Source organism: Roseivirga sp. AWQ4_251, from assembly GCF_056158225.1.
In genome coordinates, this window is record NZ_JBSWSW010000002.1 from 1,577,428 (window position 1) to 1,600,894 (window position 23,467).

26 protein-coding genes are annotated in these 23,467 nt (G+C 39.9%); 20 read left to right on the forward strand and 6 right to left on the reverse strand.

The window, feature by feature from the left end:
• Positions 1 to 25: 25 nt before the first annotated feature.
• Positions 26 to 1,543, forward strand: a complete 1,518-nt coding sequence (gene gpmI / locus ACXACJ_RS20825) for a 2,3-bisphosphoglycerate-independent phosphoglycerate mutase (RefSeq protein ID WP_475136362.1) — start codon at positions 26 to 28, stop codon at positions 1,541 to 1,543.
• On the forward strand, positions 1,543 to 2,130 hold the full coding sequence (locus ACXACJ_RS20830; RefSeq protein ID WP_475136363.1) for a hypothetical protein: 588 nt from the start codon (positions 1,543 to 1,545) through the stop codon (positions 2,128 to 2,130). The genes gpmI and ACXACJ_RS20830 overlap by 1 nt, the downstream gene beginning before the upstream one ends.
• Here ACXACJ_RS20830 and ACXACJ_RS20835 read toward each other — a convergent pair.
• Positions 2,125 to 3,024, reverse strand: coding sequence for a universal stress protein (locus ACXACJ_RS20835; protein ID WP_475136364.1), 900 nt, complete (start codon positions 3,022 to 3,024; stop codon positions 2,125 to 2,127). The genes ACXACJ_RS20830 and ACXACJ_RS20835 overlap by 6 nt on opposite strands.
• A gap of 174 nt (positions 3,025 to 3,198) precedes the next feature.
• Here ACXACJ_RS20835 and ACXACJ_RS20840 point away from each other — a divergent pair, with 174 nt between their 5' ends.
• A complete protein-coding gene (locus ACXACJ_RS20840; protein ID WP_475136365.1) occupies positions 3,199 to 3,528 on the forward strand; it encodes a DUF6787 family protein in 330 nt (109 codons plus the stop codon).
• A gap of 59 nt (positions 3,529 to 3,587) precedes the next feature.
• The gene (locus tag ACXACJ_RS20845; RefSeq protein ID WP_475136366.1) at positions 3,588 to 4,010 is read left to right on the forward strand and encodes a Fur family transcriptional regulator; all 423 of its coding nucleotides are present in this window, start codon (positions 3,588 to 3,590) and stop codon (positions 4,008 to 4,010) included.
• Between the two features lie 3 nt (positions 4,011 to 4,013).
• Here ACXACJ_RS20845 and ACXACJ_RS20850 read toward each other — a convergent pair whose 3' ends face one another.
• From ACXACJ_RS20850 to ACXACJ_RS20860, 3 genes are all read right to left on the reverse strand, one after another.
• The gene (locus ACXACJ_RS20850) at positions 4,014 to 4,235 is read right to left on the reverse strand and encodes a hypothetical protein (protein ID WP_475136367.1); all 222 of its coding nucleotides are present in this window, start codon (positions 4,233 to 4,235) and stop codon (positions 4,014 to 4,016) included.
• A gap of 86 nt (positions 4,236 to 4,321) precedes the next feature.
• Complete coding sequence (locus ACXACJ_RS20855; protein WP_475136368.1) at positions 4,322 to 5,815, reverse strand: sodium:proton antiporter; 1,494 nt, start codon at positions 5,813 to 5,815, stop codon at positions 4,322 to 4,324.
• A 109-nt stretch (positions 5,816 to 5,924) separates the two neighbouring features.
• Positions 5,925 to 7,151, reverse strand: a complete 1,227-nt coding sequence (locus tag ACXACJ_RS20860; RefSeq protein WP_475136369.1) for a Glu/Leu/Phe/Val dehydrogenase dimerization domain-containing protein — start codon at positions 7,149 to 7,151, stop codon at positions 5,925 to 5,927.
• A 427-nt stretch (positions 7,152 to 7,578) separates the two neighbouring features.
• Here ACXACJ_RS20860 and bamG point away from each other — a divergent pair, with 427 nt between their 5' ends.
• The 10 genes from bamG to rsmI all read left to right on the forward strand — a co-directional run bounded on the left by bamG (position 7,579) and on the right by rsmI (position 16,429).
• Positions 7,579 to 8,877: a BamG family beta-barrel-assembly machinery protein gene (gene bamG / locus ACXACJ_RS20865; RefSeq protein WP_475136370.1), complete on the forward strand. Its 1,299-nt coding sequence runs from the start codon at positions 7,579 to 7,581 to the stop codon at positions 8,875 to 8,877.
• A gap of 11 nt (positions 8,878 to 8,888) precedes the next feature.
• Positions 8,889 to 10,214 carry a tetratricopeptide repeat protein gene (locus ACXACJ_RS20870; protein ID WP_475136371.1) on the forward strand — a complete coding sequence of 442 codons (1,326 nt, stop codon included), beginning with the start codon at positions 8,889 to 8,891 and terminating at the stop codon, positions 10,212 to 10,214.
• Positions 10,215 to 10,277: 63 nt separating this feature from the next.
• Entirely contained in the window at positions 10,278 to 10,826 is a 549-nt protein-coding gene (gene lptC / locus ACXACJ_RS20875; protein ID WP_475136798.1) for an LPS export ABC transporter periplasmic protein LptC, read from the forward strand.
• Positions 10,827 to 10,881: 55 nt separating this feature from the next.
• On the forward strand, positions 10,882 to 11,028 hold the full coding sequence (locus tag ACXACJ_RS20880) for a hypothetical protein (protein WP_475136372.1): 147 nt from the start codon (positions 10,882 to 10,884) through the stop codon (positions 11,026 to 11,028).
• A complete protein-coding gene (locus tag ACXACJ_RS20885; protein WP_475136373.1) occupies positions 11,028 to 12,308 on the forward strand; it encodes a hemolysin family protein in 1,281 nt (426 codons plus the stop codon). Before ACXACJ_RS20880 ends, ACXACJ_RS20885 begins: the two co-directional genes overlap by 1 nt.
• 85 nt (positions 12,309 to 12,393) lie before the next feature.
• Entirely contained in the window at positions 12,394 to 14,511 is a 2,118-nt protein-coding gene (locus ACXACJ_RS20890; protein WP_475136374.1) for a peptidylprolyl isomerase, read from the forward strand.
• A gap of 58 nt (positions 14,512 to 14,569) precedes the next feature.
• The gene (locus tag ACXACJ_RS20895; RefSeq protein WP_475136375.1) at positions 14,570 to 14,833 is read left to right on the forward strand and encodes a DUF493 family protein; all 264 of its coding nucleotides are present in this window, start codon (positions 14,570 to 14,572) and stop codon (positions 14,831 to 14,833) included.
• Positions 14,834 to 14,846: 13 nt separating this feature from the next.
• The gene (locus ACXACJ_RS20900) at positions 14,847 to 15,521 is read left to right on the forward strand and encodes a class I SAM-dependent methyltransferase (protein ID WP_475136376.1); all 675 of its coding nucleotides are present in this window, start codon (positions 14,847 to 14,849) and stop codon (positions 15,519 to 15,521) included.
• A gap of 3 nt (positions 15,522 to 15,524) precedes the next feature.
• Positions 15,525 to 15,755, forward strand: coding sequence for a 4a-hydroxytetrahydrobiopterin dehydratase (locus ACXACJ_RS20905; protein WP_475136377.1), 231 nt, complete (start codon positions 15,525 to 15,527; stop codon positions 15,753 to 15,755).
• Positions 15,755 to 16,429 (forward strand): 16S rRNA (cytidine(1402)-2'-O)-methyltransferase, encoded by a 675-nt coding sequence (rsmI, locus tag ACXACJ_RS20910; RefSeq protein ID WP_475136378.1) that lies wholly within the window; start codon positions 15,755 to 15,757, stop codon positions 16,427 to 16,429. Before ACXACJ_RS20905 ends, rsmI begins: the two co-directional genes overlap by 1 nt.
• Before the next feature lie 8 nt (positions 16,430 to 16,437).
• Here rsmI and ACXACJ_RS20915 read toward each other — a convergent pair whose 3' ends face one another.
• Positions 16,438 to 16,998 carry an RNA polymerase sigma factor gene (locus ACXACJ_RS20915; RefSeq protein WP_475136379.1) on the reverse strand — a complete coding sequence of 187 codons (561 nt, stop codon included), beginning with the start codon at positions 16,996 to 16,998 and terminating at the stop codon, positions 16,438 to 16,440.
• Between the two features lie 72 nt (positions 16,999 to 17,070).
• Between ACXACJ_RS20915 and ACXACJ_RS20920 the strand changes: the two genes are divergently transcribed.
• The 6 genes from ACXACJ_RS20920 (at position 17,071) to ACXACJ_RS20945 (ending at position 22,414) form a co-directional block, all read left to right on the forward strand.
• Entirely contained in the window at positions 17,071 to 17,790 is a 720-nt protein-coding gene (locus tag ACXACJ_RS20920) for a cysteine peptidase family C39 domain-containing protein (protein ID WP_475136380.1), read from the forward strand.
• Positions 17,790 to 19,238 carry a RimK family protein gene (locus tag ACXACJ_RS20925; protein ID WP_475136381.1) on the forward strand — a complete coding sequence of 483 codons (1,449 nt, stop codon included), beginning with the start codon at positions 17,790 to 17,792 and terminating at the stop codon, positions 19,236 to 19,238. Before ACXACJ_RS20920 ends, ACXACJ_RS20925 begins: the two co-directional genes overlap by 1 nt.
• A 1-nt stretch (position 19,239) precedes the next feature.
• Positions 19,240 to 20,505, forward strand: coding sequence for a carboxylate-amine ligase (locus ACXACJ_RS20930; protein WP_475136382.1), 1,266 nt, complete (start codon positions 19,240 to 19,242; stop codon positions 20,503 to 20,505).
• Positions 20,484 to 21,188, forward strand: a complete 705-nt coding sequence (locus ACXACJ_RS20935; RefSeq protein WP_475136383.1) for an N-formylglutamate amidohydrolase — start codon at positions 20,484 to 20,486, stop codon at positions 21,186 to 21,188. Before ACXACJ_RS20930 ends, ACXACJ_RS20935 begins: the two co-directional genes overlap by 22 nt.
• A gap of 181 nt (positions 21,189 to 21,369) precedes the next feature.
• Entirely contained in the window at positions 21,370 to 22,152 is a 783-nt protein-coding gene (locus tag ACXACJ_RS20940; protein ID WP_475136384.1) for an inositol monophosphatase family protein, read from the forward strand.
• Between the two features lie 82 nt (positions 22,153 to 22,234).
• Entirely contained in the window at positions 22,235 to 22,414 is a 180-nt protein-coding gene (locus ACXACJ_RS20945) for a FeoB-associated Cys-rich membrane protein (protein ID WP_475136385.1), read from the forward strand.
• Positions 22,415 to 22,424: 10 nt separating this feature from the next.
• Here the strand turns inward: ACXACJ_RS20945 and ACXACJ_RS20950 are convergent, their stop codons facing one another.
• Positions 22,425 to 23,447 (reverse strand): SPASM domain-containing protein, encoded by a 1,023-nt coding sequence (locus ACXACJ_RS20950; RefSeq protein ID WP_475136386.1) that lies wholly within the window; start codon positions 23,445 to 23,447, stop codon positions 22,425 to 22,427.
• Between the last annotated feature and the right edge of the window lie 20 nt (positions 23,448 to 23,467).

A 23,467-nucleotide genomic window follows, 5' to 3' on the forward strand; every position in this document is an offset into this window, starting at 1 on the left:
AGCATAATAATATATATTTGTCCCTATGGAAAAACGCGTGATTTTAATGATTCTGGATGGCTGGGGACTAGGAAATAACGACTCCGTGTCTGCCATTGCCCAAGCCAAAACTCCTTATATAGACAATCTTTACAAAACCTATTCACACAGCAAGCTTGAGGCTTCTGGCTTAGCGGTTGGTCTGCCTGAAGGCCAAATGGGTAATTCAGAAGTAGGCCACATGAATATTGGTGCTGGCCGAGTGGTTTACCAAGATTTAGTTAAAGTAAACAAGGCTGTTGAAGAGGGCACTTTGGCCGAAAGTCCGGTTTTGAAAGAAGCGTTGTCATATGCCAAGTCAGAAAATAAGAAGGTTCATTTCATCGGTTTGCTTTCCGATGGTGGAGTTCATTCTCATATCAACCACTTAAAAGGTCTTTTGTCAATCGCTGCAGATCAAGGTTTGAGCGATGTTTTTGTTCATGCATTTACGGACGGCAGAGATACTGACCCTAAAGGTGGAATTAAATATTTAGCAGACCTCGAAAACCATATGTCTCAAACTACTGGTTCGGTGGCTTCTGTGGTGGGTAGGTATTACGCCATGGACCGCGATAACCGTTGGGAAAGAGTAAAATTGGCTTATGATGCCATGGTTAAAGGTGTTGGTAAATCAACCGAAAATGTTCAGTTGAGTGTAGAAAGGTCTTACGAAGAAGGCGTAACCGATGAGTTTATCAAGCCAATCATTCAAACTCAAAATGGCGCTCCAATTGCTACCATCGAAGAGGGCGATGTTGTGCTTTGTTTCAACTTTAGAACCGATCGTGGTAGAGAAATTACTCAGGCTTTAACTCAAAAGGATTTCCCTGAGCAAGACATGCGAGCTTTGAAGCTTCACTACGTTACCATGACCAACTATGACGATACTTTCAAAGATGTTCATGTGATTTTCGACAAGGACAATTTGAAGAATACAATCGGAGAAGTATTGGCCAATGCTGGTAAAAAGCAGATTAGAATTGCCGAAACTGAGAAATATCCTCACGTTACTTTCTTCTTTAGTGGCGGAAGAGAAACTGAGTTTGACGGTGAAAAAAGAATTCTTTGCCCTTCTCCTAAAGTTGCCACCTATGATTTACAACCTGAAATGAGTGCTAATGACATCAAAGAGGCAATCATTAAAGAATTAGGTCAGAAGGAGGTAGATTTTGTTTGCTTGAATTTTGCAAATCCTGATATGGTAGGCCACACTGGTGTTTTCGAAGCTGCAGTAAAGGCTTGTGAAACCGTTGATAAATGTGCTGGAGAAGTATTGGATGCAGCTTTGGCCAATGACTATACTGCCATTGTAATTGCCGACCATGGTAATTCTGATATTATGGTAAACCCTGATGGAACGCCAAATACTGCACATACAACGAACCTCGTGCCCTGCATTCTTGTTGACAAGGAATTGAAACCTGAATTGAAGGATGGAAAATTAGGCGATTTAGCCCCGACCATTCTTACCCTAATGGGTGTGGACATTCCTGAAGACATGACAGGAGACGTATTGTTATAATGAAGAAAATTTTTGCATTAGCATTTACTGTGCTTTTGATAAGCGCTTGTGAAAAAGGTGAGAAATCGGAACCGATTAGAACAGGCGCTTATTTCGATTTGGTGGAGTTACTCGATGAGCAAACCGCCATTATGGGAGAAGAAAAGCCTAAACTTTCTAAGGAATTGGAAGTAGATGGCGAAACAGAAACCATAACTACCACTCTGGATTCTGCCAAAATGTGGAAGGATGAATTGGAGCTATTTTACCAGGCCGATATTAACAGACTTGGCTTAGAGAATGCTTACACTTCTTCTTCAGAATCATTGGAAAATGGCCAAACCAAGAAGGTAGATAAGGCAAAGTCGAAGGACACTATGATTCGCTCTATCGAGTATTATTATGAGCAAGAACGCCTTTCGAACATCAAGATTACAGTAGAGGAAAAAAACACCATTTACAAGTTCAATAAAGAGCTCAATTTAGAGTTCAGCAATGTAAATGGGCAAAATCTATTGACCTCCTTCTCAATTTATGGAGATCAGAAAATGGTATTAAAAAGCCCGTTGAATTATAATCTACGGGCTAATATCGATTGGAATTTATAGTTTGAAGAGAGCTTCGAGGAAACCGAGGTTCTCTTTACCTTTCTTCACAAGAAACAGAGGAATATCGCCACTTTCCATTACCAGCTTTTCTGCTACACTTCCAATTAAGAATGCAGCAGCGCCAGTTCTACCTTTCGAGCCCAGTATAATCAAGTCTACATCCTTTTCAGACGCAGTTCGGTAAATCTTATCTGCGGGGTGCGGGTCATCGTCTAGGGCGAAAGTATGCTCATATTCTACGCCTGTCAGATCAATTTTCTTGAAGAACTTCTCACACTCTTTTTTAGTGTTTTCAAGCATAATTTCAGCAAACTCATCATAGCTCTTTCCAGATTTATGATAGCCCACGGGAACCTTGTAAACGTGGTTGCTTAGCAACTTAGCACCAGTTTTACGTTGCACGTCCATTCCAATTTCAAAAGCCATAAGTGAATGCTCGGAATAATCCACCGGAACCATAATTTTATGAAGTTCCATACGGGGATTTTCAGGTACATACATGACTGATGAAGGGCTGCTTTTGGCAATTTTTTTAGAATTCAAACCTGTACCGGTCAGCTTCTGCTTCCTTCCCAAAATCATAAGGTCAACAACTTTAACCTTAGCTGTTTTTAGAACTTCATCAGTAATATTTCCAGTAGCAACAATTACATTCAAATCGCAACCTTCTGGTTTTTGAAAATGCTTATCGAGCGTATGCCTAATTTCATGTTCTAAGGTTTCATCTACCGGAACGGCCATGTGAGGGTATTTCTCTTTGATTTCCTCAGGCAATTCTAAGGTTTCGGCTACGTGAAGAAAATAAACAGAGTTGATCTCAAAAACCTTGGCAATCATTGAAGCATATTCAATGAGGTGGTTATCCATTTCGCTCAGGTCTAAGCAGACCATCATTCTTTGAAATTTATCTAAATCGTGCATGAGTGATGAAGTGTCTATTTACAGTGTAATTTATTGAAATAATCTGCCCAATTCTATGCCAAAAGGCTTTTTTTGATTGAACGGTAATTGAACTTGGGGTTTAAGATCAACATTCCTAACTTCGTGCGGTTTTAAAATTATAAGACTGTGGCAAAAGAGGGCTTTTTGGAAAAAATGAAGGAGCGATGGCATTTAGAATCGCTTACTCAGGTGGTGTTGGTCTTGGTTGTTTTCTCGCTTACGGGAATGTCGGTGGTTGCGATTAAACCCTTTATTTTCGATTTCTTTGGCATGAGTAGCCTGCCTTTGTTTGAGAAGATTTTGCTGTATATCGTCTTAATTTTCCCGCTTTACCAACTTTTCTTTCTCATTTATGGTACCCTGTTTGGGCAATTCCGTTTTGTGTGGAATTGGGAGAAAAGAACGGTAAGATCTATTGGGCGCTTGTTTACCAAAAAAAGCAACAAAGGCGAATAGCCTTCAAGGAACTTAATCGGCTTTTCATTCATTTTACACGTGAATGATTATATTTGATTGTGGACGCGCACGTTAAACAACTTTTAAAAGAACATTCTTTACGCCTTACCCAAGGCCGGGCCGATATTGTGGATATATTTCTCAATAATGAGGTGGCGGTTTCTCATGCCGATATCGAAGCAACGGTTGATGGTAAATACGATAGGGTAACGATTTATAGAACCTTAAAGTCGTTTTTGGACAAAGGCCTAATCCATAAAATTCTGGATGATAGAGGAGGAATTCGTTATGCACTTTGTGCGGACGAATGCTCTGAAGGTGCTCATCAACACAACCACATTCACTTCAAATGCAATGTTTGCGAACAAACCACTTGTTTAGAACATGTTGAAATTCCTTCGGTGAAACTTCCTAAAGGTTTTGAAGCTGAAGAAAGCAATTACTTGGTCACGGGTGTTTGCGATAAATGCCGAGTAAACTAGACCTTAAATTACGTTTTCTAATTCTTTATTCTTCTCCGTTTTGCTTGGCCATGAAACGCCAGGAGGAAGATCAATTTGAGGAGGTGTTAGCTCAAAACCTCCATCCGAATCATCATTATCAGTTTTGTTAATCAACCAGTGCCTCTTTATAAATTGAAATGAGAGGTAGGTGACTAGCACATAAACAATGCTGCTTAATATCAAATCAAGGTAAATGCTATTCATAAGCTTTCAACTTAGAGACATAATATCGCAATGTTTCTTCAGAAAGCCAATCAATAGCACTTCACTAAGTAAGAATACTTTTTCTTTTAGAAGAAGAAAATGAGCCAAATGACTACAAAGATTGGCAACAAAATAGGAACTGAATACCTAAGAATGTAGCCAAAGAAAGAAGGCATGTGAATACCGGTTTGTTCTGCAATGGACTTCACCATAAAGTTTGGGCCGTTACCAATGTAAGTCATGGCCCCGAAGAATACCGCACCAACCGCTATGGCGGTTAAGTTCAATACCGAATCATCATAAATTCCTCCGGCAGCATAACTTTGTACATCTAATATTGAGTTGATGTCACCACCTTGCGAGGCAAGGGCAGCCGCTAAGAAATTCAAATAAGTTGGAGCGTTATCCAAAAATCCTGAAAGAACTCCTGTTCCCCAGTACAAAGTATTATGGCTGATCAATTCAACTCCTGTTTCAGACTGAGCGAATTCACTTACCAAAGCCAAGGCAGGCATCATCGTTCCGAAAATCCCAATGAAAATAAATGCTACCTCACGAATAGGTTCAAAGTTAAATTCATTGCCTTCGATCGCCCTTTTATCAGCAAAACGGAAAGAGAAATAGCCTACGCTCAACATGATCAATTCTCTTAAGAAAGAGAATTTTTGTCCATGATAATGAATGGCTGGAACGCCCTCAATTACGTTCGGGTCTAAGAAAACTGAGGCAATAATTACTGCTAACCAAAAGAAGTTTCTAGCCCCAAGAATAGAAGTTTTATTCGTGTAATTAGGTACTTCGTCAGGATCAACGTCAGTGTTTCTTTTGTCTAGTATGTAGAAAATAACAGACAATATACCGAGAGCCGTGGCCCATGGAAAGAAGTTATGAACCAGTGTCCACATGAATGGAACACCTTTCAAGAAACCAAGAAATAATGGTGGATCACCAATTGGAGTTAAAGCACCACCAATATTGCTCACCATAAAAATGAAGAAGATAATATGGTAAGGCTGAATTCTTCCTTTGTTTAAGCGAACAAAAGGTCTGATCAAAAGCATAGATGCTCCGGTAGTACCGATCAAGTTGGCGATAACAGCACCAACTACAAGCAAACCTACATTGGTGATTGGTGTAGCCTTTTTGTCTACATTGATCATTATTCCACCCGATGCTATATATAAGGAAGAAAGCAGTGCAATAAACTGAACGTATTCTGCAAGCGCGTGCACAGGATGAGTTACGTCACCTAAACCGAATAGATAATAAAGTACAACGATTGCCGCTAATGAAACAGCAACAATGGGATAGTTCTTATGCCAAAAATGCTCGTAGAAAAGTGGGCCAGTAGCAATCATAGCCAACAGCAACACAAATGGGATTACAGACCAGCCTGGAGGTGAGACGTGATGCTCACCTGCAGCGGTTTCGTGTTCAGCATTTTCTTCATGATGTTCTTGCTCCACTATGGCAGCGGAATAGGCAGGAATCGGAACTTCGCTATATCTATCGACATTTTCTGCCCTGGCTATAAAGACCGAGAAAAACAGTAATATGGATAGTAAGAGTCTGGTTATCATGTAGGTTGATGTTGTCGCTAAAATATACTTCTGAATTGATATTACAAATTGCTCACAATGAATTCGGGGCAAGATAATCATTAGTGGCAAAACGAATGTTAATCTAATGTCAAATCAGCTTTTTGAGTGCAATTTCAAACGCTGTATTGGCAATATGAGTAGGTTCGCTGTTTTGTTTGTAAATATCTTCCAAGGCTTTTCTTATGGTTAAAGAAGTGTCCTGAAATATAGCTTGGTCTGTTATTTCTACCAATCCGCTCATAAAATAGGCAAAAGCTCTGGCCATTCCACAGTTGGCGATAAAATCAGGAATAACAGAAATTTGCTCGTCTACAAACTGCGCGATTGGCCCAAAGAAAATTTCTTTATCAGCAAATGGCACGTTGGCCCCAGAAGCAATTACTTCTAGTTTGGTCGCTAACATTTTGTCTACATATTCCTTTTTGAGCAGCCTTGAAGCAGCTGCGGGAACAAAAATTTCAGCGTCTAAATCCCAAATTTTTTCATTCACTTCTTCATAGGTAAGCATATTTTCAGCCACCAATTGATTGCCCTTTCTATTTAGAAATAATTGGGTGACTTCTTCGAAAGAGAAACCCTCAGTGTTGATTACACCGCCATCTCTATCAATAATGCCGACAATCTTTACGCCTGCTTTGGCGAGATAGTATGCGGCAGACGCACCAACATTTCCCCAGCCTTGAATTACAGCATGCTTGGTATTTAGGCTTCCGCCCCAGAGGTCGTAATAATGAATTACAGACTCGGCTACGCCATAACCCGTAATTAAATCCGCAACCGTGTATTTGTGTTCTAAAGCAGGAGTGTAGTTGATGTCTTCCACCACTTTTGAAACGCCAGTGCGTAATTGCCCTAGAAGTTTAATTTTCAATGGTTCGTTAGCTTGGTAGTGCCCATTTACCACGCCTTCTTGCGGATGCCAAAGGCCATAATCTTCAGTGATCGGAATTACTTCATCAATTTCATCAATGTTTAAATCACCCCCAGTTCCGTAGTAATTTTTAAGCAGTGGATAAACGGCTTTGTACCACCTTTTAAGCACTTCTTTTTTTCTTGGGTCGTTTGGGTCGAAATTGATACCAGACTTAGCCCCTCCAATGGCTGGTCCGCTTACCGTAAATTTCACTTCCATGGTTTTGGCCAACGATTCTACCTCATTTCGATCGAGCCCTGGGCGCATGCGGGTTCCTCCTCCTGCACTGCCTCCTCGAAGCGAATTAATGACCACCCAGCCGCAGGCTTCGGTTTCAGAATCGTTCCATTCAAATACAATTTCCGGCTTTTTGTTTTCGAATTTTTCTAGAAGATCTCTCATTTCCTTATAGTTTCTATGGGCGTAAAACTAATGATTAAACTGTCATACGCTAATGTTTTTACGATTGAAGTTGCTCAATTTGAAAATTAAAACTAAATTAATAGTTGTTAAATTGGAAGGTTCGTTATCATGGTTTTGACTGCGGAAAAATGTGGAGAATTGCTACTTCCTTTTTGATGAACATTCAAACCAGGGTTTTACATCTTTCTTGTAGTCAGACGGTTAACCTGCAAACGGTTGCCTAATTACTGGATAAGAGAAGGTGGCTTTAGAAATTACCTCTTTTCACAAATTTCGTTAAAAATGACTGATTTTAAGCCAATTATTAAGCGATCTAACTCTCATTTTTTTGAATCTAAAAGAAAAGCTGGCATATTTGTATCCCTCGAATTAGTGCTCGTTGGAACGAACCGTGTTTTGGTAAGCAATGCTTAAAAATCTAATAAAATATTCAGCCCTTTTATGGGCCTTTTTATTCTCTACAGGGCTTAATGCTCAATTTACTCAGAGTAGTTACTCTACTTTAGGTATTGGAGATGTTAACTGGGGAGGTTATTCGCACAATTCTGCCATGGGTGGCTTAGGAATAAGCTACAATAACCGCTTCTTTTTGAATAATATCAATCCGGCTTTGGTGGCTACCAATTACGAGTTGGTTTTTCAATTAGGAGCTTCTTTGGATTCGCGTAACTATACCCAGACAGATCCAAATACTTTGGATAATAATACCTTCAATTCATTTACAGGTGGGTTTAAAGATTTCGGTTTTTCACTTCCAATTAAATATGGAAAGTGGAATATGGCCTTGGGAATCAGTCCTTATTCTTCGGCCAACTATGGTTTGCTTCAAACCAATGACGGACCTGAAGGCTCTACCGTTTACACTGAGCTAAACGGTAATGGAGGTATTGATGAGGTTTATGTTACTCAGGCCTTCAAAATTGGAAGGGATTTAATGATTGGAGTGAAAGGTTCTTACTTATTCGGTTCAATTTTCCGCCAATCAGAATATGTTTTGGGTAACGTGGATGTAGCCACATTTGGCTCCACATATTATAATGAAAGAAGAAGCTTTTCTGATGTAACGGCCAGATTGGGTTTGGCTTACCGCTTAAGACTTTCTAAAACCAAAGCGCTTAACTTGGGTGCTTTCTACAATATCGAAACCAACCTGAGAAGTCGTAATCTCACTAAGTTTGAAAGTAGAAATGCCAGTGGTAATGTGTTGAGTAGCGATACGCTCATCAACAATGTTGATTCTCATTTGACTATTCCTGAAAGATTAGGTTTTGGTATTTCGTACGAGAAATTCCAGAAGTTTACCATTGGTGTTGATTTGCAAACTCAGGCTTGGAGCCAGTTTGTTACTGAATCTGGAACAACCAGTTCAGACTTCGGAGATGCTTATAGAATTGCCGTTGGTGGAGAATTTATACCAAATTCTGAAAACGGTAAGCTTTCTAGCAGAATTACTTATAGATTCGGGTTTCACTACGAAAGGACCCCATATTTAATCAATAATAATCAAGTAGGTGATTTTGGTATAGATTTTGGAACGTCTATTCCATTGAATGCTTTTTGGGGTGTTTCAAACGTCAACTTAGGGTTTTCATTCGGTCAGCGTGGTCAGGCAACTGATGGGTTGATCAAAGAGAATTACATTAAAATTAATCTTGGATTTAGCTTGCAAGACGTAACCTGGTTTGCAAGACAACAATATAACTAAACTACAGAGACATGAAATTTAAGTTATTATTTACCTTGATGATCCTTTCAATTGGATATTCAGCTTCGGCACAGTTCAATTGGCCTGAGGATCCTGAACAAAGAAAGGACGCTCAAGTAAAGTGGACTTTGTTTAGTGACAGCGAAAGCACTGGCAACTATGATGCTGCCAAGCCTCACTTGGAATACTTAATTAAAGAGTATCCAAATTTGAGTCAATCTACCTACATCAATGGTGTGAAAATTTGGGACGAGTTTTTTGACAATGCCAAAACAGATGAGGAAAGACAAGTTGCTGCTGATAAAGTGATGGAGCTTTACAACAAGAGATTTGAGATTTTCCCAGAATCTAAAAAAGAGAATATCGATAGACAAGCCATCAGTGCTTTCAAATACTACTATAGAGATGCCGATAAAACTCAGTTTCTTTTAGACATCTTTAAAGAAACTTATGATTTGGAAGGTAACGAAGCTTACTATCCTGTGGCAAAGTATTACATGAATACTGCTGCATTGGCTTTCGCTAGAAAAACTGGAATTACTGACGAAGAAATTCTTCAGATTTACGATAGAGCTTCAGAGCATATCGATGCTCAAATTGCAGATGCGAAAAGCAAAGGAAGAAGCACTAAGGCGATGGAAGCTAACAAAGAAACTATCGACCAAAAATTGGCTGACCTTAATTTGATCGACTGTGCTTTTATTGTAGAGAACTTGATTCCTAAGTTTGAAGCAGATCCATCGAATGCTGAATTAGCGAACCAAATTTTTGTTCAAGCTTACAACGGTGGTTGTACTGAAGAAGATTGGTTTGTAAGTGCTGCTGAAACTTTGTTTAAAGCAGATCCTTCTTACGGAATTGCTAACCTTTTAGCTTCAAGATATGCTCAAGAGAAGAATTACGAGCTTTCTAAGCAGTATTACAGAAAAGCATTAGAATTAACTGACGATAATACGGATAAAGGTAAAGCGTTGAAGCAAATTGCTCACACTGAAAGAGTAGAAGGCAATAAAGCTGAAGCTAGAAAAATAGCTTTGGAAGCTGCTGAAGTTGATCCAACTTTGAAAGAAGAGATGTACACTTTGATTGGTGACATGATTTTGTCAAGCTCAGAGTGTGATCAAAAGAAAAGCCAAGTAGATGACAGAGCGAAATTTATCGCTGCTTACGACTACTACATTCAAGGTGGAAACCAGGCTAAAGCCAATCAGGCTAGAACATACTTCCCAAGCCAAGGCGAAATCTTTACTGAAGGTAAAGAAGTAGGACAGTCTGTGTTTGTTGGATGTTGGATTCAGAAAAGCGTTAAGCTTCAAAAGAGACCTGATCAGCAATAAGATTTTGATTAACTGATATTGAGCGGTCTTCTCTACACTTTAGGGAAGGCCGTTTTTCATGAAATGACTTTTAAAAAATACATACTACTTCTGCCGGTAATTTTTCTGTGCTCTTGCGTAGGGGAAACCAAAAAACTCTCTGAAATGGAAGAGTATACTGGGCCTTCTCTGGAGTCGGAAGATGTTATGGTGATCATGACGGAAAATTCTATTTTGAAGCTGATCATAACTGGAGGCGAGCAGCTAACGTATCAGAATTCAGATGTGGAATTTCCTGATAAGATCAGAATCGATTTTTTCGATCCTGAAGGTGACACTACTTCCGTTTTGACTGCCGACTACGGTTATTTTGATGCTAAAACGAAGCTTTATAGAGCCACAGGCGATGTGTATGTTCACAATTTAAAAGAGAAACAAACATTAAGAACCGAGGAGCTGTTTTGGAATCAGGTAACCGAAAAGATTTTTACCGAACGCTTCTTTACCATCGAAACCGAAACGGACTTAATTAAGGGAGAGGGATTGGAAGCGCCTCAAGACTTTTCGGAATATTCTATTAAAACGCCAAGGGGCGAACTTGAAATTACAGAAGAGAATGAAGAACTTAACTGATACCATAATTTTCTCTCTTTGCGTGGTAATGTTTATCATAGCTGTTCATCAGACTATGACTTACGGACTGGCGGCATCATATTTTATTTTTATGATATCAATCGGTCTGTTATTTTTATACAGATTCCGCAAGGCCAAGCATAAAGAAAGAGAAGAAAAAGTACAGGCTCAGCAAAAGCCAAAGCGCAAAAACAAACGTTAATGGACTATTATCAAGGCTCGATTATTTTAATTAGCCTCATTTTCTCAGCTTTTTTTTCAGGGACAGAAATTGCTTTTGTCAGTTCCAGCAAGTTGCAGATTGAATTACAAAGCAAAAAAGGAGCCTTGAGTGGTCGTATTTTAGCTTTTTTCATTCAGAAACCTTCGCGCTTAATCAACACTGCTTTGGTGGGCAATACCATTGCTTTGGTTATTTATGGTTATTTCATGGCCTTAATTCTGGATCCGCTTATTAGTAGCGCTTTGCCAGAATATCTGGATAGCCCAGGAATTGTGCTGATTTTCCAAACCATACTTTCCACTTTACTGGTACTTTTTACCGCTGAGTTTACGCCAAAAAGCATATTTCTTATTAATCCGAACAGGCTTTTGAGCATTTTGGCTTTGCCCATTGCTTTGGTTTTTGGCTTGATGTTTCCCTTGGTTTGGATTATCGAGCAAATGTCGAAGTTCATTATCGTGTTTGTTCTCAGACAGAATTTCTCAGAAGATAGACCTGTTTTTGGTTTGACGGATTTGCGATCTTACATTCAGCGCAATTCACATGAAGATATCAAAGAAACTCGCGTAGAGCTGGACACCAAGATTTTTAATAATGCCTTGGAATTCAAAACCGTGAAGGTTCGTGAGTGTATGATTCCAAGAACGGAGATTGCGGCAGTTGAACTTGAAGATTCCATTGATGACCTCAAGGAAGAATTTATAGAAAGTGGCCACTCAAAAGTTTTGGTATATAAAAATAGCATCGATGAAGTGATCGGCTATTGCCACGCCTTAGAGCTTTTCAAAAAACCACAGGATATTGAAAGTATTCTGACCCCAATTATTATCGTTCCTGAAACCATGCTGGTAAATGAACTGATGATTCAATTCATTCAGGAAAGAAAAAGCCTTGCTTTGGTAGTTGATGAATTTGGTGGAACCTCAGGGCTCGTAAGTTTAGAAGACGTTATCGAGGAGATTTTTGGAGAGATTCAGGATGAACACGATGTGGAAGATTGGGTAGAACAGGAGTTAGGAGATAACAAGTATATTTTCAGTGCGCGCCACGAGGTAGACTACCTAAATGAGAAGTACGAATTCGATATTCCTGAAGGCGATTACGACACTTTAGGAGGCTTCATTTTATCCGTTACAGAGAATATTCCGCAAGTAAACGAGAGCATTTCTATTCCGCCATATAAGATAAAAATAGTGTCGATGGAAGATGCGCGCATCGACAATGTGATGTTCACGGTAATTCCTGACGAAGAAGACTGATTAACAGGCCTTTTTGTATCCCTTTTCTTTTGATTATAGTGCATAAAACAGTTATGTTTGCGCCTATTTCAATTAATAAGTACAAATGGCAATAATTAATACGCTCCGTGAAAAGATGGGGCGAATCGTGGTAATCGCAATTGGGGTGTCGCTATTGGCTTTCATCCTTTCTGATTTTAAATCCATTTTGGGTATCGCAGACTCTAGTAGAGACGTTGGTGAAATAGCCGGAGAAACTATTAGTCAAGAAGAATATACCAATCTGGTAGAAAGCATCAAGCAGAATTACATGGCTCAATATGGTGTAACGCCTAACGAGTTTTTGATGCAAACCATTAGAAATCAGGCTTGGGAGCAGCTTATTGCTCAAATTGCATACACTCAACGATTCGATGAGGCTGGTATCGAAGTTTCTACAGATGAAAGAGTAGACATGGTACAAGGTAAGAATGTTGCCCCTGCAGTGTTGCAGCAGTTCTCTGACCCTCAAACTGGTGAACTTGACAGAGAGTTCTTGAACCAAGTTTTAGTAAGCAGTGATTTGGATGCCCAATCTAGAATTAGATGGCAGATGTTTGAAAATAGCCTTGCCGAAAGCAGAAGAATGGCTAAATATCAAGCGCTATTCCAAAAGACAAACTACGTAACACTTGCTGAAGCTCAACAAGAATACTACAACCAACAAGCTAGTGCTACTGTAAACTATTTGTACGTTCCATTTATTTCGGTTGACGATGCTTCTATTGGAAACATCAGCGATTCTGATTTGAATGCTTATTTGAAATCTCACGAAGACGAATACAAAGTAGAAGAGAGCCGTTCTGTTGATTACGTTTCTTTCCCAATTATTCCTTCAGCAGCTGATTCAGCTTATTATAGAGATGAAATGGCCAGATTGAAAAGCCAATTAGAAAATTCTGACAACGACTCTACTTTCGCAGTAATCAATACAGAGCAAGGATTAGGTTTCTCTACTTACGATCCTACTGCCCTTCCAATTGAAATTGCCGAGAACCTTTCAGGTTTGAAAAAAGGTGATGTGGTTGGACCAAACTTGTCTAACGGAATTTACAGACTGTACAAACTTTCTGATATCGTTAAAAGCGAAAGTGAATTTGTTCGCGTTAGCCACATTTTGATTAAGACTGAAGGTCTTTCTGCTTCAGATAAAGCAAAAGCAAAAACTAAAGCTGATGGTTTATTGAGAAGAGCTAGAAACGGTGAAGACTTCGCTACATTGGCCAGAGAAAATTCTGACGATGGTTCTGCTACTGCTGGTGGCGATTTAGGTTGGTACAAGAAAGGTGGTTCTGGTCAAGGTCAATGGACTGAGCCTTTTGAAAACGCTGCTTTTGGAGCTTCAAGAACTGGCGTAATCAATAAAGTAATAGAAAGTGAATTCGGTTACCACATTATCGATGTTGTAAACGCACCTTCTAACAACAGATACAAATTGGCTATCATCATTAAAGAGTTGACTCCTTCTGACGAAACTATTGATGCTGCTTACCAAAAAGCTGGTGATTTTGTTTTCAATGCTGATTCATACGATGAATTCATCAATTACGCTTCAGAGAATGGTTATTCTGTTTTCAATGCAGACAACATTCTTTCTAGCAGCTCTAGCATCGGCCGTTTGCAAAACGCAAGACAAGTTGTTACTTGGACTTATGGTGACGCTTCTGTAGGTGATGTTCAAGATTTCGAATTGGGCGATGAATATATTGTAGCGGTTTACAGAGGAAAAGTTGAAGCAGGTATTGCTAAGCTTGATGATGTAAGAGGCGAAATCAAAATCAAAGTTCAAAACGAAAGAAAAGCGAAGTCTATCAAAGACAAACTTGCTAATGCTTCAGGTTCATTGTCTGATATCAGCAATTCATTCGATGCGCTTGCTCAAGTATATAATGATACTCAAATCAAACTTGCTAATGCTTCTTTACCAAATGTAGGCAGTGCTCCAGCAGCAGTTGGTGCAGCTTTCGCTTTAAAGAATGCTGGCGATAGAACTAAAGCAATCACTACCGATAGCGGTGTGGTTATTATCGAGTTGAAATCTAAAACTGAACCAGCTACTATTTCTGACTACACTACTTATGTGAATCAGGTTCAGCAAAGATTATCGGCAAGCAGCCAATTCAAGCTTAATCAAGCAGTAAGGGCCAAAGCCGACATCGTTGATAAACGTTATAAATTCTATTAAGAAATTGAATCGGCCTTCGGGCCGATTTTTTTTACCCATACGTTCTTAACTTTAGGGCATGGAAAAGTATACAACAGAACAGTTCAAGGAAAAGCTGGAGAACACGCATGATTTTCCTGCGCTTTATATGTTCAAATTTATTGTGACGGACGGAAAGCAGGAGGAGGTAAAAAGGCTTTTCCCAGGCCATGAAGTACAGTTTAAGGCATCCAGCAAGGGTACTTACATTAGTGTTACGGCTAAACCTATGATGCCTTCCAGCGATGCTATTATAGAAATCTACAAAGAAGCTGCTAAAATAGAAGGAATCATTGCCCTTTAGATTCAAACACTATATGGTTTTCTGTGCTTTTGCACTGGTTTTGGGTTGCTCAAAAAAGGAGAACGAAACCCAAACTAAGGAAACTATTGCCCCTTCCAAAGAGAGTAAAAAACAGCAACCACAGGATTCGCTTCAGGCAGAACCTTCTTCCGAAGATGAAGAGCGCACCGATTGGCAAAACCCTGATTTGATCATCGATTTGTTGGGCAATTTGGAAAACGAAGTTGTTGCGGATGTAGGTGCTGGTTCGGGCTATTTCACTTTTAAAATAGCAAGAAGAGCCAAAAAGGTTATTGCTTTAGATATTGATCCAAACTCTCTGGAGTACATTCAAAACCAAAAGGAAATAGTAGGAAGCTGGGCCGACAATATAGAAACCCGGCTAACTCCTGCCGATGTCCCGAACTTGTTGGATAATGAAGCAGATGTAGTTTTGGTTGTGAATACCTATGCCTACTTACCCAATAAAACCGAGTATCTGCCGAGGCTAAAAAGGGGAATGAAAAAGGGAGGTAGACTGGTAATCGTTGATTTTAAGGCTGGTGAAATCCCGATTGGTCCTTCAGATGAAAGTAAGATTGCTGCCAATGAAGTTGTACGTCAATTGAGAGCGGCAGGCTTTTCGAAAACAAAAACGGATTTGAACAGTCTACAATATCAGTACATTATAACAGCCATAAATGAGTAGACCATGTGGGAAGAGAAGGATAACAAATTAGTGAGAGAGTTTAAATTCGATGATTTTACACAAGCTTTTGGCTTTATGACAAAAGTGGCCATTGAAGCTGAAAAAATGAATCATCATCCAAACTGGTCTAATGTTTATAATACGGTGAATATTGAACTCACAACTCACGATGAGGGTAACACCATTACAGAAAAGGACCGTAAATTAGCAGCGAAAATCGATAGCCTAATTTAATGACTGAAATTTCACTCTACCTTGTGCCAACTCCCATTGGGAATTTAGAAGATATAACGCTACGTGCGCTTAGGGTTTTAAATGAGGTAGATATGATTTTGGCGGAAGATACCCGCACTTCTGGCAAGTTGTTAAAGCACCACAATATTGCCAAACCTTTACAGAGCTATCATATTTTTAACGAGCACAAAACAGTAGAGCAGCTCATCGGCAGAATGGAAAAAGGCGAACGCTTTGCCTTAGTTTCTGATGCTGGAACACCTTCTATTTCAGATCCAGGGTTTCTTTTGGTCCGCGAGGTGATTAAAGCTGGTTTAGAGGTGAACTGCTTGCCCGGTGCAACCGCTTTTGTGCCTGCATTGGTAAACTCAGGTTTGCCTTCCGATCGCTTTGTGTTTGAAGGTTTCCTGCCTCATAAGAAAGGTCGCCAGACCCGCTTGCAAAAACTTGCGGAAGAAGAACGAACTATTATTCTTTATGAATCTCCTCATCGCTTGATCAAGTGCCTTGAGCAATTAAAAGAGCATTTGGGTGATAGAAAAGCTTCCGTTTCCAGAGAAATTACAAAAATGTTTGAAGAGACCGTTCGTGGTTCACTTTCCGAAGTCATTGCGCATTTTACTGAAAAAGGCGTGAAAGGCGAATTTGTGGTTTTGGTGGAAGGGAAATCTTGATTGAGGCTCTAGCGGTTATATTTTGCGTATAGCTTATTAATCTTTTCCTTGGCGCGTGAGAGCCTCATTTTAACCGCGCTTTCAGAAATTCCCAGAGACAGTTCAATTTCTTTTATGGAATGTTTCTCTTTGTATTTTAAAAGCAGAATCAGTTTTTCCTCAGGTGTAATTTCTTCCAAAAGTTGATTTAGGGCGTTTTCCAAACTGTCCAAATCTACATTTTCTTCGTTAACCAAATCGGCCATTTCTTCTTGTAGCTTTTCCGAAATCACCTTGTGGGTTTTCTTTTTCTCTTTTCTTAAATAATCAATGCAAGTGTGGTGAATAATGGCATATAGCCAAGTTTTAAATTTGGCTTCTTTCCTGAACTGCTTCAGCTGCATAAAAACCTTGATCAATATCTCTTGACAAAGGTCTTCAGCCGCATCATCGTTTTTCACGTAACTGAAACACTTTTTCAGAATATAGCCCTCATATCGCGTAGTAATAAGGGCGAAATAGCGCTCATGAGCCCCACCATTTAGCATGGCCACTATTTCCTCATCGCTCAAGTTTGGATTATTGATCATAAAATAATTGTTGAACCACCTGTGACTTTTCAGAATGATTGCGTCAAAGGTGCATTAAAGTTAAAAAATTAGATGATCGTTCTGGATAAGACATGGTTTGATATTGATATGCTGCCTCAGCCTACGGACTCCACTTGTGGGCCAACTTGCTTGCAGGCTGTTTATCAATATTACGATGATTATATATCGCTGCCTGAGGTTATTGGGCAAGTGAAGCAGCTTAAAACGGGCGGAACCTTGGCTGTAAACCTTGGAAACCACGCTTTGAGAAAAGGATACAAGGCTACGATTTACACTTACAATTTGCAGCTTTTCGACCCTTCTTGGTTCGAAGGCTCCGAAGTGGATTTGCAGCACAAACTTTCCCTTCAAAGAAGATATAAAATCCAGCGTAGAATTCAGTTCGCATCTAATGCATACATGAAGTTTCTAAAGTTGGGTGGAGAAATAAAGTTTGAAGACTTAACTCCAGATCTGATCAAGGGATTTTTGAATGCTCAAAAACCGATTTTAACGGGCTTAAGTGCCACATACTTGTATGGCAGTAAGCGCGAAATCGGAGAAACCGTAACCGAATATGATGATTTAAGGGGTGTGCCAGTAGGTCACTTCGTGGTGTTAAATGGATATCATGAAGAGAGTGGTGAAGTGTCTGTGGCAGACCCGTTAAAAAATAATCCGTTGAGCCAAGGCCACCACTACAGTGTGGGCATCAACCGACTGATTAACGCCATCATGTTGGGCATTGTAACCTACGATGCCAATCTTCTTATCATCGAACCTAAAAGCTAATGTCGAAACTGATAGTAACAGAAAACCCAAAAAAATGGAAGTTTGATATACCCGGAGTAGAGGTGATTTCTGCCAGAGAATACTTCGCTAACGAAGGTTTAAGGCATCTCAACAATGTAAAAGTCATCAACCTTTGCCGCTCTTATCAATATCAAACTACTGGCTATTATGTTTCGTTATTGGCCGAAGCCCGAAATCACAAGGTGCTGCCCGAAGTGGCCACAATTCAAGATTTCCGCTTTCCGGCCATGATTAAGGATGATGCTCAAGACTTTGACGAATTGATTCAGAAAACCTTTAAAGGCTTAACTGAACTCAAGTTCGAACTGAAAATTTATTTTGGTTTTACAGGAAGTGTAAACACCGGAAAATTGGGACTCTTGCTCTTCAACTTGTTCCAGTCCCCTATTCTAAAAGCGGTTTTTATCAAAAAGGAAAAGTGGGTGTTAGAACAACTTAAACCCATGAACATTTATGATTTATCTGCGGAAGATAGACTGACATTGGGCGAGCAATTGGGACTTTTTTTAACCCGAAAAATGGTGGTTAGAAAGAACAACCCAAGAAGAAAGTACGATTTGGCCATTTTGGTGAATCCAGAGGATAACAACCCACCGTCAAACGCAAAGGCCTTACAGAAATTTGTAAAAGCCGCTGAGAAAACGGGTTTCAATACTGAAATCATCACCAAAAACGATTACGCAAGGCTCACTCAGTTCGATGCTTTGTTGATCAGGGAAACCACGAATGTAAATAACCACACTTTCCGTTTTGCGAAAAAAGCTGAATCAGAAGGTTTAGTGGTCATTGATGACCCAATGTCGATTTTGAGATGTACCAACAAAGTATACCTCAACGAATTGATGACAAGCCACAAAATCCCTGTTCCGAAGTCAACAATCATTTCACGCGATAAAGCCACGCCTGATACAGAAAAGCTTCAATTCCCTTTCATTTTGAAAGAGCCCGATGGTGCATTTTCAAAAGGAGTTAAAAAGGTGAATAACCCCGATGAGCTAAAAGCTTTATTGAAAGGCTTTTTCAAGGGGTCTGAATTGCTCATTGGTCAGGAGTTTATGCCAACACCTTTTGATTGGCGAGTAGGAATCATCAACAACGAACCGCTTTATATCTGTCGTTATCATATGGCCAGAAACCATTGGCAGATTGTAAACTGGAAAGAAGGCGATAAGCATGTGGAAGGCAATGCCGATACTTTGGCTGTGGAGCAAGCACCTGTGGGCTTGTTGAGAACCGCTTTGAAAGCGACCAAGCTGATTGGCAACGGACTTTATGGAGTAGACATAAAGGAAGTGAACGGAAAATTCTACGTGATTGAGATCAACGACAACCCGAACATTGATTCGGGTGTGGAAGATAAAATATTGAAAAACAGGCTCTATGAGCGCATTATGGAAGTAATGCTAGAGCGAATTAAAGCGAAATAACATGACAAACACAAACCGTCTTCATCTGTTTCAAGGTTTTGGAATAGAACTGGAATATATGATTGTGGATATGGAAACCTTGAGCGTTAAGCCTATTGCCGATGAGGTTTTTAAAGCGCTTACTGGTGAATATATGGGTGAAGTTAACTTGGGCAGCGTTACGTGGTCCAACGAACTTGCCTTGCATGTATTGGAGCTAAAATGTTCGGAGCCTACAGCTGATTTAAAACAATTGGCTGAGGATTTTAAAGATGCCATTGAGCAAATGAACGAGCTTTTGGCTGGTTTCAATGCAAGGTTAATGCCTTCAGCAGCCCACCCATGGATGAATCCTGAAAGGGAATCATTCCGCTGGTTGCATGATAATGCTGAAATCTATGAAGCTTACGATCGAATCTTCAACTGTAAAGGACATGGCTGGAGCAACCTTCAAAGCACGCACATCAACTTGCCTTTTTATGATGATGAAGAATTCTCAAAGTTGCATGGAGCCATTAGGGTATTGCTACCGTTGATTCCTGCGCTTTCTGCGAGTTCACCTATTATTGAAGGTAAGTTTACAGGCTTTTTGGATAAGCGTTTGGACTATTATCAAAACAACCAAAAGTCAGTACCTTCTTTAACAGGCAAGGTAATTCCGGAAGCTATTTTCTCTAAAAGAAGCTATAGAAAGTACATATACAGCCAAATAGAGCAAGATATTGCTCCGCTTGACCATGATGGAATTCTAGATCCTATTTGGTTGAATTCACGAGGGGCGATTGCTCGTTTTGATCGTGGTGCCATTGAAATCCGCATCATTGACATTCAGGAATGCCCTTCGGCAGACTTGGCCATTGCCAACTTGGTGATTGCTGCTTTGCAAATGTTGGTCGATGAAAAAGTGATTAGCACAGAAGCTCAGCATGAGTTTAAAACCACTGATTTATATCAAATATTCAAGTCGGTAATTCGTCATGGAGAACATGCCATGATTCATGATAAGGCATATTTGAAGGCTTTCGGTTTCGATCCTTTTGAAGAGGTTTCGGCTGCCGAATTCTGGAAAACGATGTTCATCAAATTGCTTCAGTTATATCCTGAAAGATTGGAACCTTGGTACGAACAAATCCATATGATTTTAGATCAGGGAACATTGTCGAGCCGTATTTTGGACGCTTGCAACGAGAATTTTGATCACAGCAATTTGAAAATGGTGTACCGTGAGTTAACCGATTGTTTGGAGAATAACGAGATGTTCGATCCATGCCTGGAAGACGCATTTTAATTACCTGCGAACATGCAGGAAATGCCATCCCAGAGCATTTTGCATATTTATTTAAAGGGGAAGATGAGGTGTTGAAGTCGCATCGGGGTTGGGACCCTGGTGCGGCTCAAATTGCTACTTATTTGGGTAGCGAGGCTGGCTGGCCAGTTTTTCTCCACCCTACAACCCGTCTTTTAGTTGAGGTGAATCGTTCTACTTTCCATCCTAACCTTTTCAGCGAGTTTACCATGGGATTAGATCCTGATGTAAAGAAGTTCCTTCTAGGAAAATATTATCAACCCTATCGTAAGTCGGTTTATCAATGGATTGAAAAACAAGTTGAAAGCAATTATGAAGTTGTACATTTTTCAATTCACACCTTTACCCCCGAATGGAATGGTAAAAAGCGACCAACCGATATCGGTATTTTGTTCGATGAAAAAAGAAAGAGGGAAAGCAAAATAGCGGCCGCTTTAAAGCAAGACTTAACGCATGCCGCCCCTCTACTTCGTATCGATGATAATGAACCTTATAAAGGCTCTGACGATGGTTTTACCACGGCTTTAAGAAAGAAGTTTGGAGTAAAGAAATACTCAGGAATAGAGATTGAAGTGAATCAGAAATTCTACTTCAATCAAGAACTGGGTTCCGTTCAATATTTGTTGAAACAGGCCATTAAAAACCTAGAGTTAGTTACGGCTTAGTTTGAAATTTAATTTTTGAATCGCTTTTCCATTTAAAATCTCAGCTGAGATTAAGGTTTGGTAATTCTGATTTTTCTGGAAAACCTTAGCAGAGTTACATAATGCCATATTAAGTTAATGTGGCTTACAAAAGAGAAGCCTTTTGAAACCCTTATATTTGCGTCAGAATAAGCCAGCCGTTATGCAACAACTACTTCAAGACGTTATTATACTCGCCAAAGAAACCGGAGAATTCATTCGTCAAGAATCCCTGAAATTTGATCAGTCGATGGTGGAATATAAGGGGAAGAACGATTTGGTTTCTTATGTAGATAAGCGCGCAGAAAAAATGATTGTGGATGGCTTAAAGCAGATTTTGCCAGGCGCTGGGTTTATTACTGAAGAAGGAACTGAAACCAAAAAATCAGACAGCTATAACTGGATTATTGATCCGTTGGATGGCACAACCAACTTTATTCATGGTTTGCCCGTTTTTGCGGTTTCAATTGCTTTGATGAAGCGCAATGAATTGGTTTTAGGCGTTGTTTACGAAGTGAATAGAGATGAATGTTTTCACGCGATGAAAGGTGGTGGTGCATTCTTAAATCATATGCCTATTTCGGTTTCTAAAGCCGATTCGCTAAGTCAATCGCTGATTGCAACGGGTTTCCCTTATTACAATTTTGAGCAGATGCATGCTTACCTTAACATTCTGAATGAGTTTATGCAAAACACGCACGGGCTGAGAAGAATGGGGAGTGCTGCCGTTGATTTGGCTTATACTGCCTGTGGCCGTTTTGAGGGCTTCTTCGAATATAATTTGAATTCATACGATGTGGCGGCAGGCGTTTTAATCGTTAAAGAAGCTGGTGGAATTGTAACCGATTTTAAAGGTGGAAACAATTTCGTTTTCGGTAGAGAACTGATTGCGGGTAATGCCAACCAGCCCGAAATGCTGGCGGTGATTCAAAAGCACTGGCACTAAATTACTTTTACCGCCAGGCTGTTTGGAATAATTCTAAATAACCTCGAACTTCGAAGTAGATTTCACGGTTAGATAGGCGATTATGGTACAGGAAATCATTATTGGAGCAATCTTTTTAGCGGCCGTATTTTTTATGGCTCGCAATCTTTATAAGCAATACAAAAGCGATAAAGGGTGTGCTGTGGGCTGCGCCTCATGTAATATTCCAGAGCCAAGTAAAAAGGATAAAGTTGAGCTTCCGAAGCATTTAAAAGCCCAATAATCTTTTCCGGTTAAGCCCAAACCCTAGTTCCTTCCGAGCAATTTTTACACATTTCAATTTCGCTGCGTGATTTTATCAAAGCCTTGCGAAAATTAGAGTAAGCCTCACCTTTCCAAATACTGTGGAAGTTTTCCGAAGCCATTTGGCCTAGTTGATAATGAGCGTCCTTATCGAAACAGCAGGGGACAACTTTTCCATCCCAAGTAATTACACAAGAGTGCCACATTTTCCAGCAGTGATTCAGTAATCGGTTTTTGATTTCCCACTTACCATCGGCTTTCTTTCTATAGCGTGCATATTTTTCAAGGGTCGGAATCAAATCAGAACCATCTTCATAATCATAGATCTGAGCCGTTTTAAAAGCTACTTCATCTACGCCTAAATCTTTGGCCAATTGTTGCACATCATCCAGCTGATGCTCGTTTGGTTTCACCACTAAATATTGAAAAATAATATGCGGGGTTTTGCTCTTGAGCTCCTCCTTCCATTTCACAATATTCTTAGTGCCTTCAATTACCTTTTCTAGCTTGCCGCCAATGCGGTATTGTTCGTAGGTTTCTTGAGTGGTACCGTCAATAGAAATAATCAATCTATCGAGGCCAGATTCCACGGTAGCTTTGGCGTTTTTGTCATTTAAATAATGAGCATTGGTGGAAGTTGCGGTGTACACTTTTTTAGAAGAAGCATAGGCAACATGTTTCAAGAAGTTGGAATTTAAATACGGTTCTCCTTGAAAATAGAAAATAAGATAACTGAGTTTGGGCGCTAGTTCGTCAATCGTTTTTCGGAACATTTCGTCCGTTAACATGCCCGTTTCCCGAGTAAAGTTACGCAGTCCGCTGGGGCATTCTGGGCAGCGCAAATTGCATGACGTTGTAGGTTCCAGAGAAATGCTGGTGGGCATTCCCCAGTGAATTGGTTTTTTGGTCAGTTTTGAAACCCAATAACTGCCAGCCAACTGCATCATGTTCCAAACCCTAAGTGGGCTGAGTTTCGAAATGTAGTTTAAGCCGTCAGTAAAATTTCGGTTCATGGCTTCAAATTAGGTTGGCA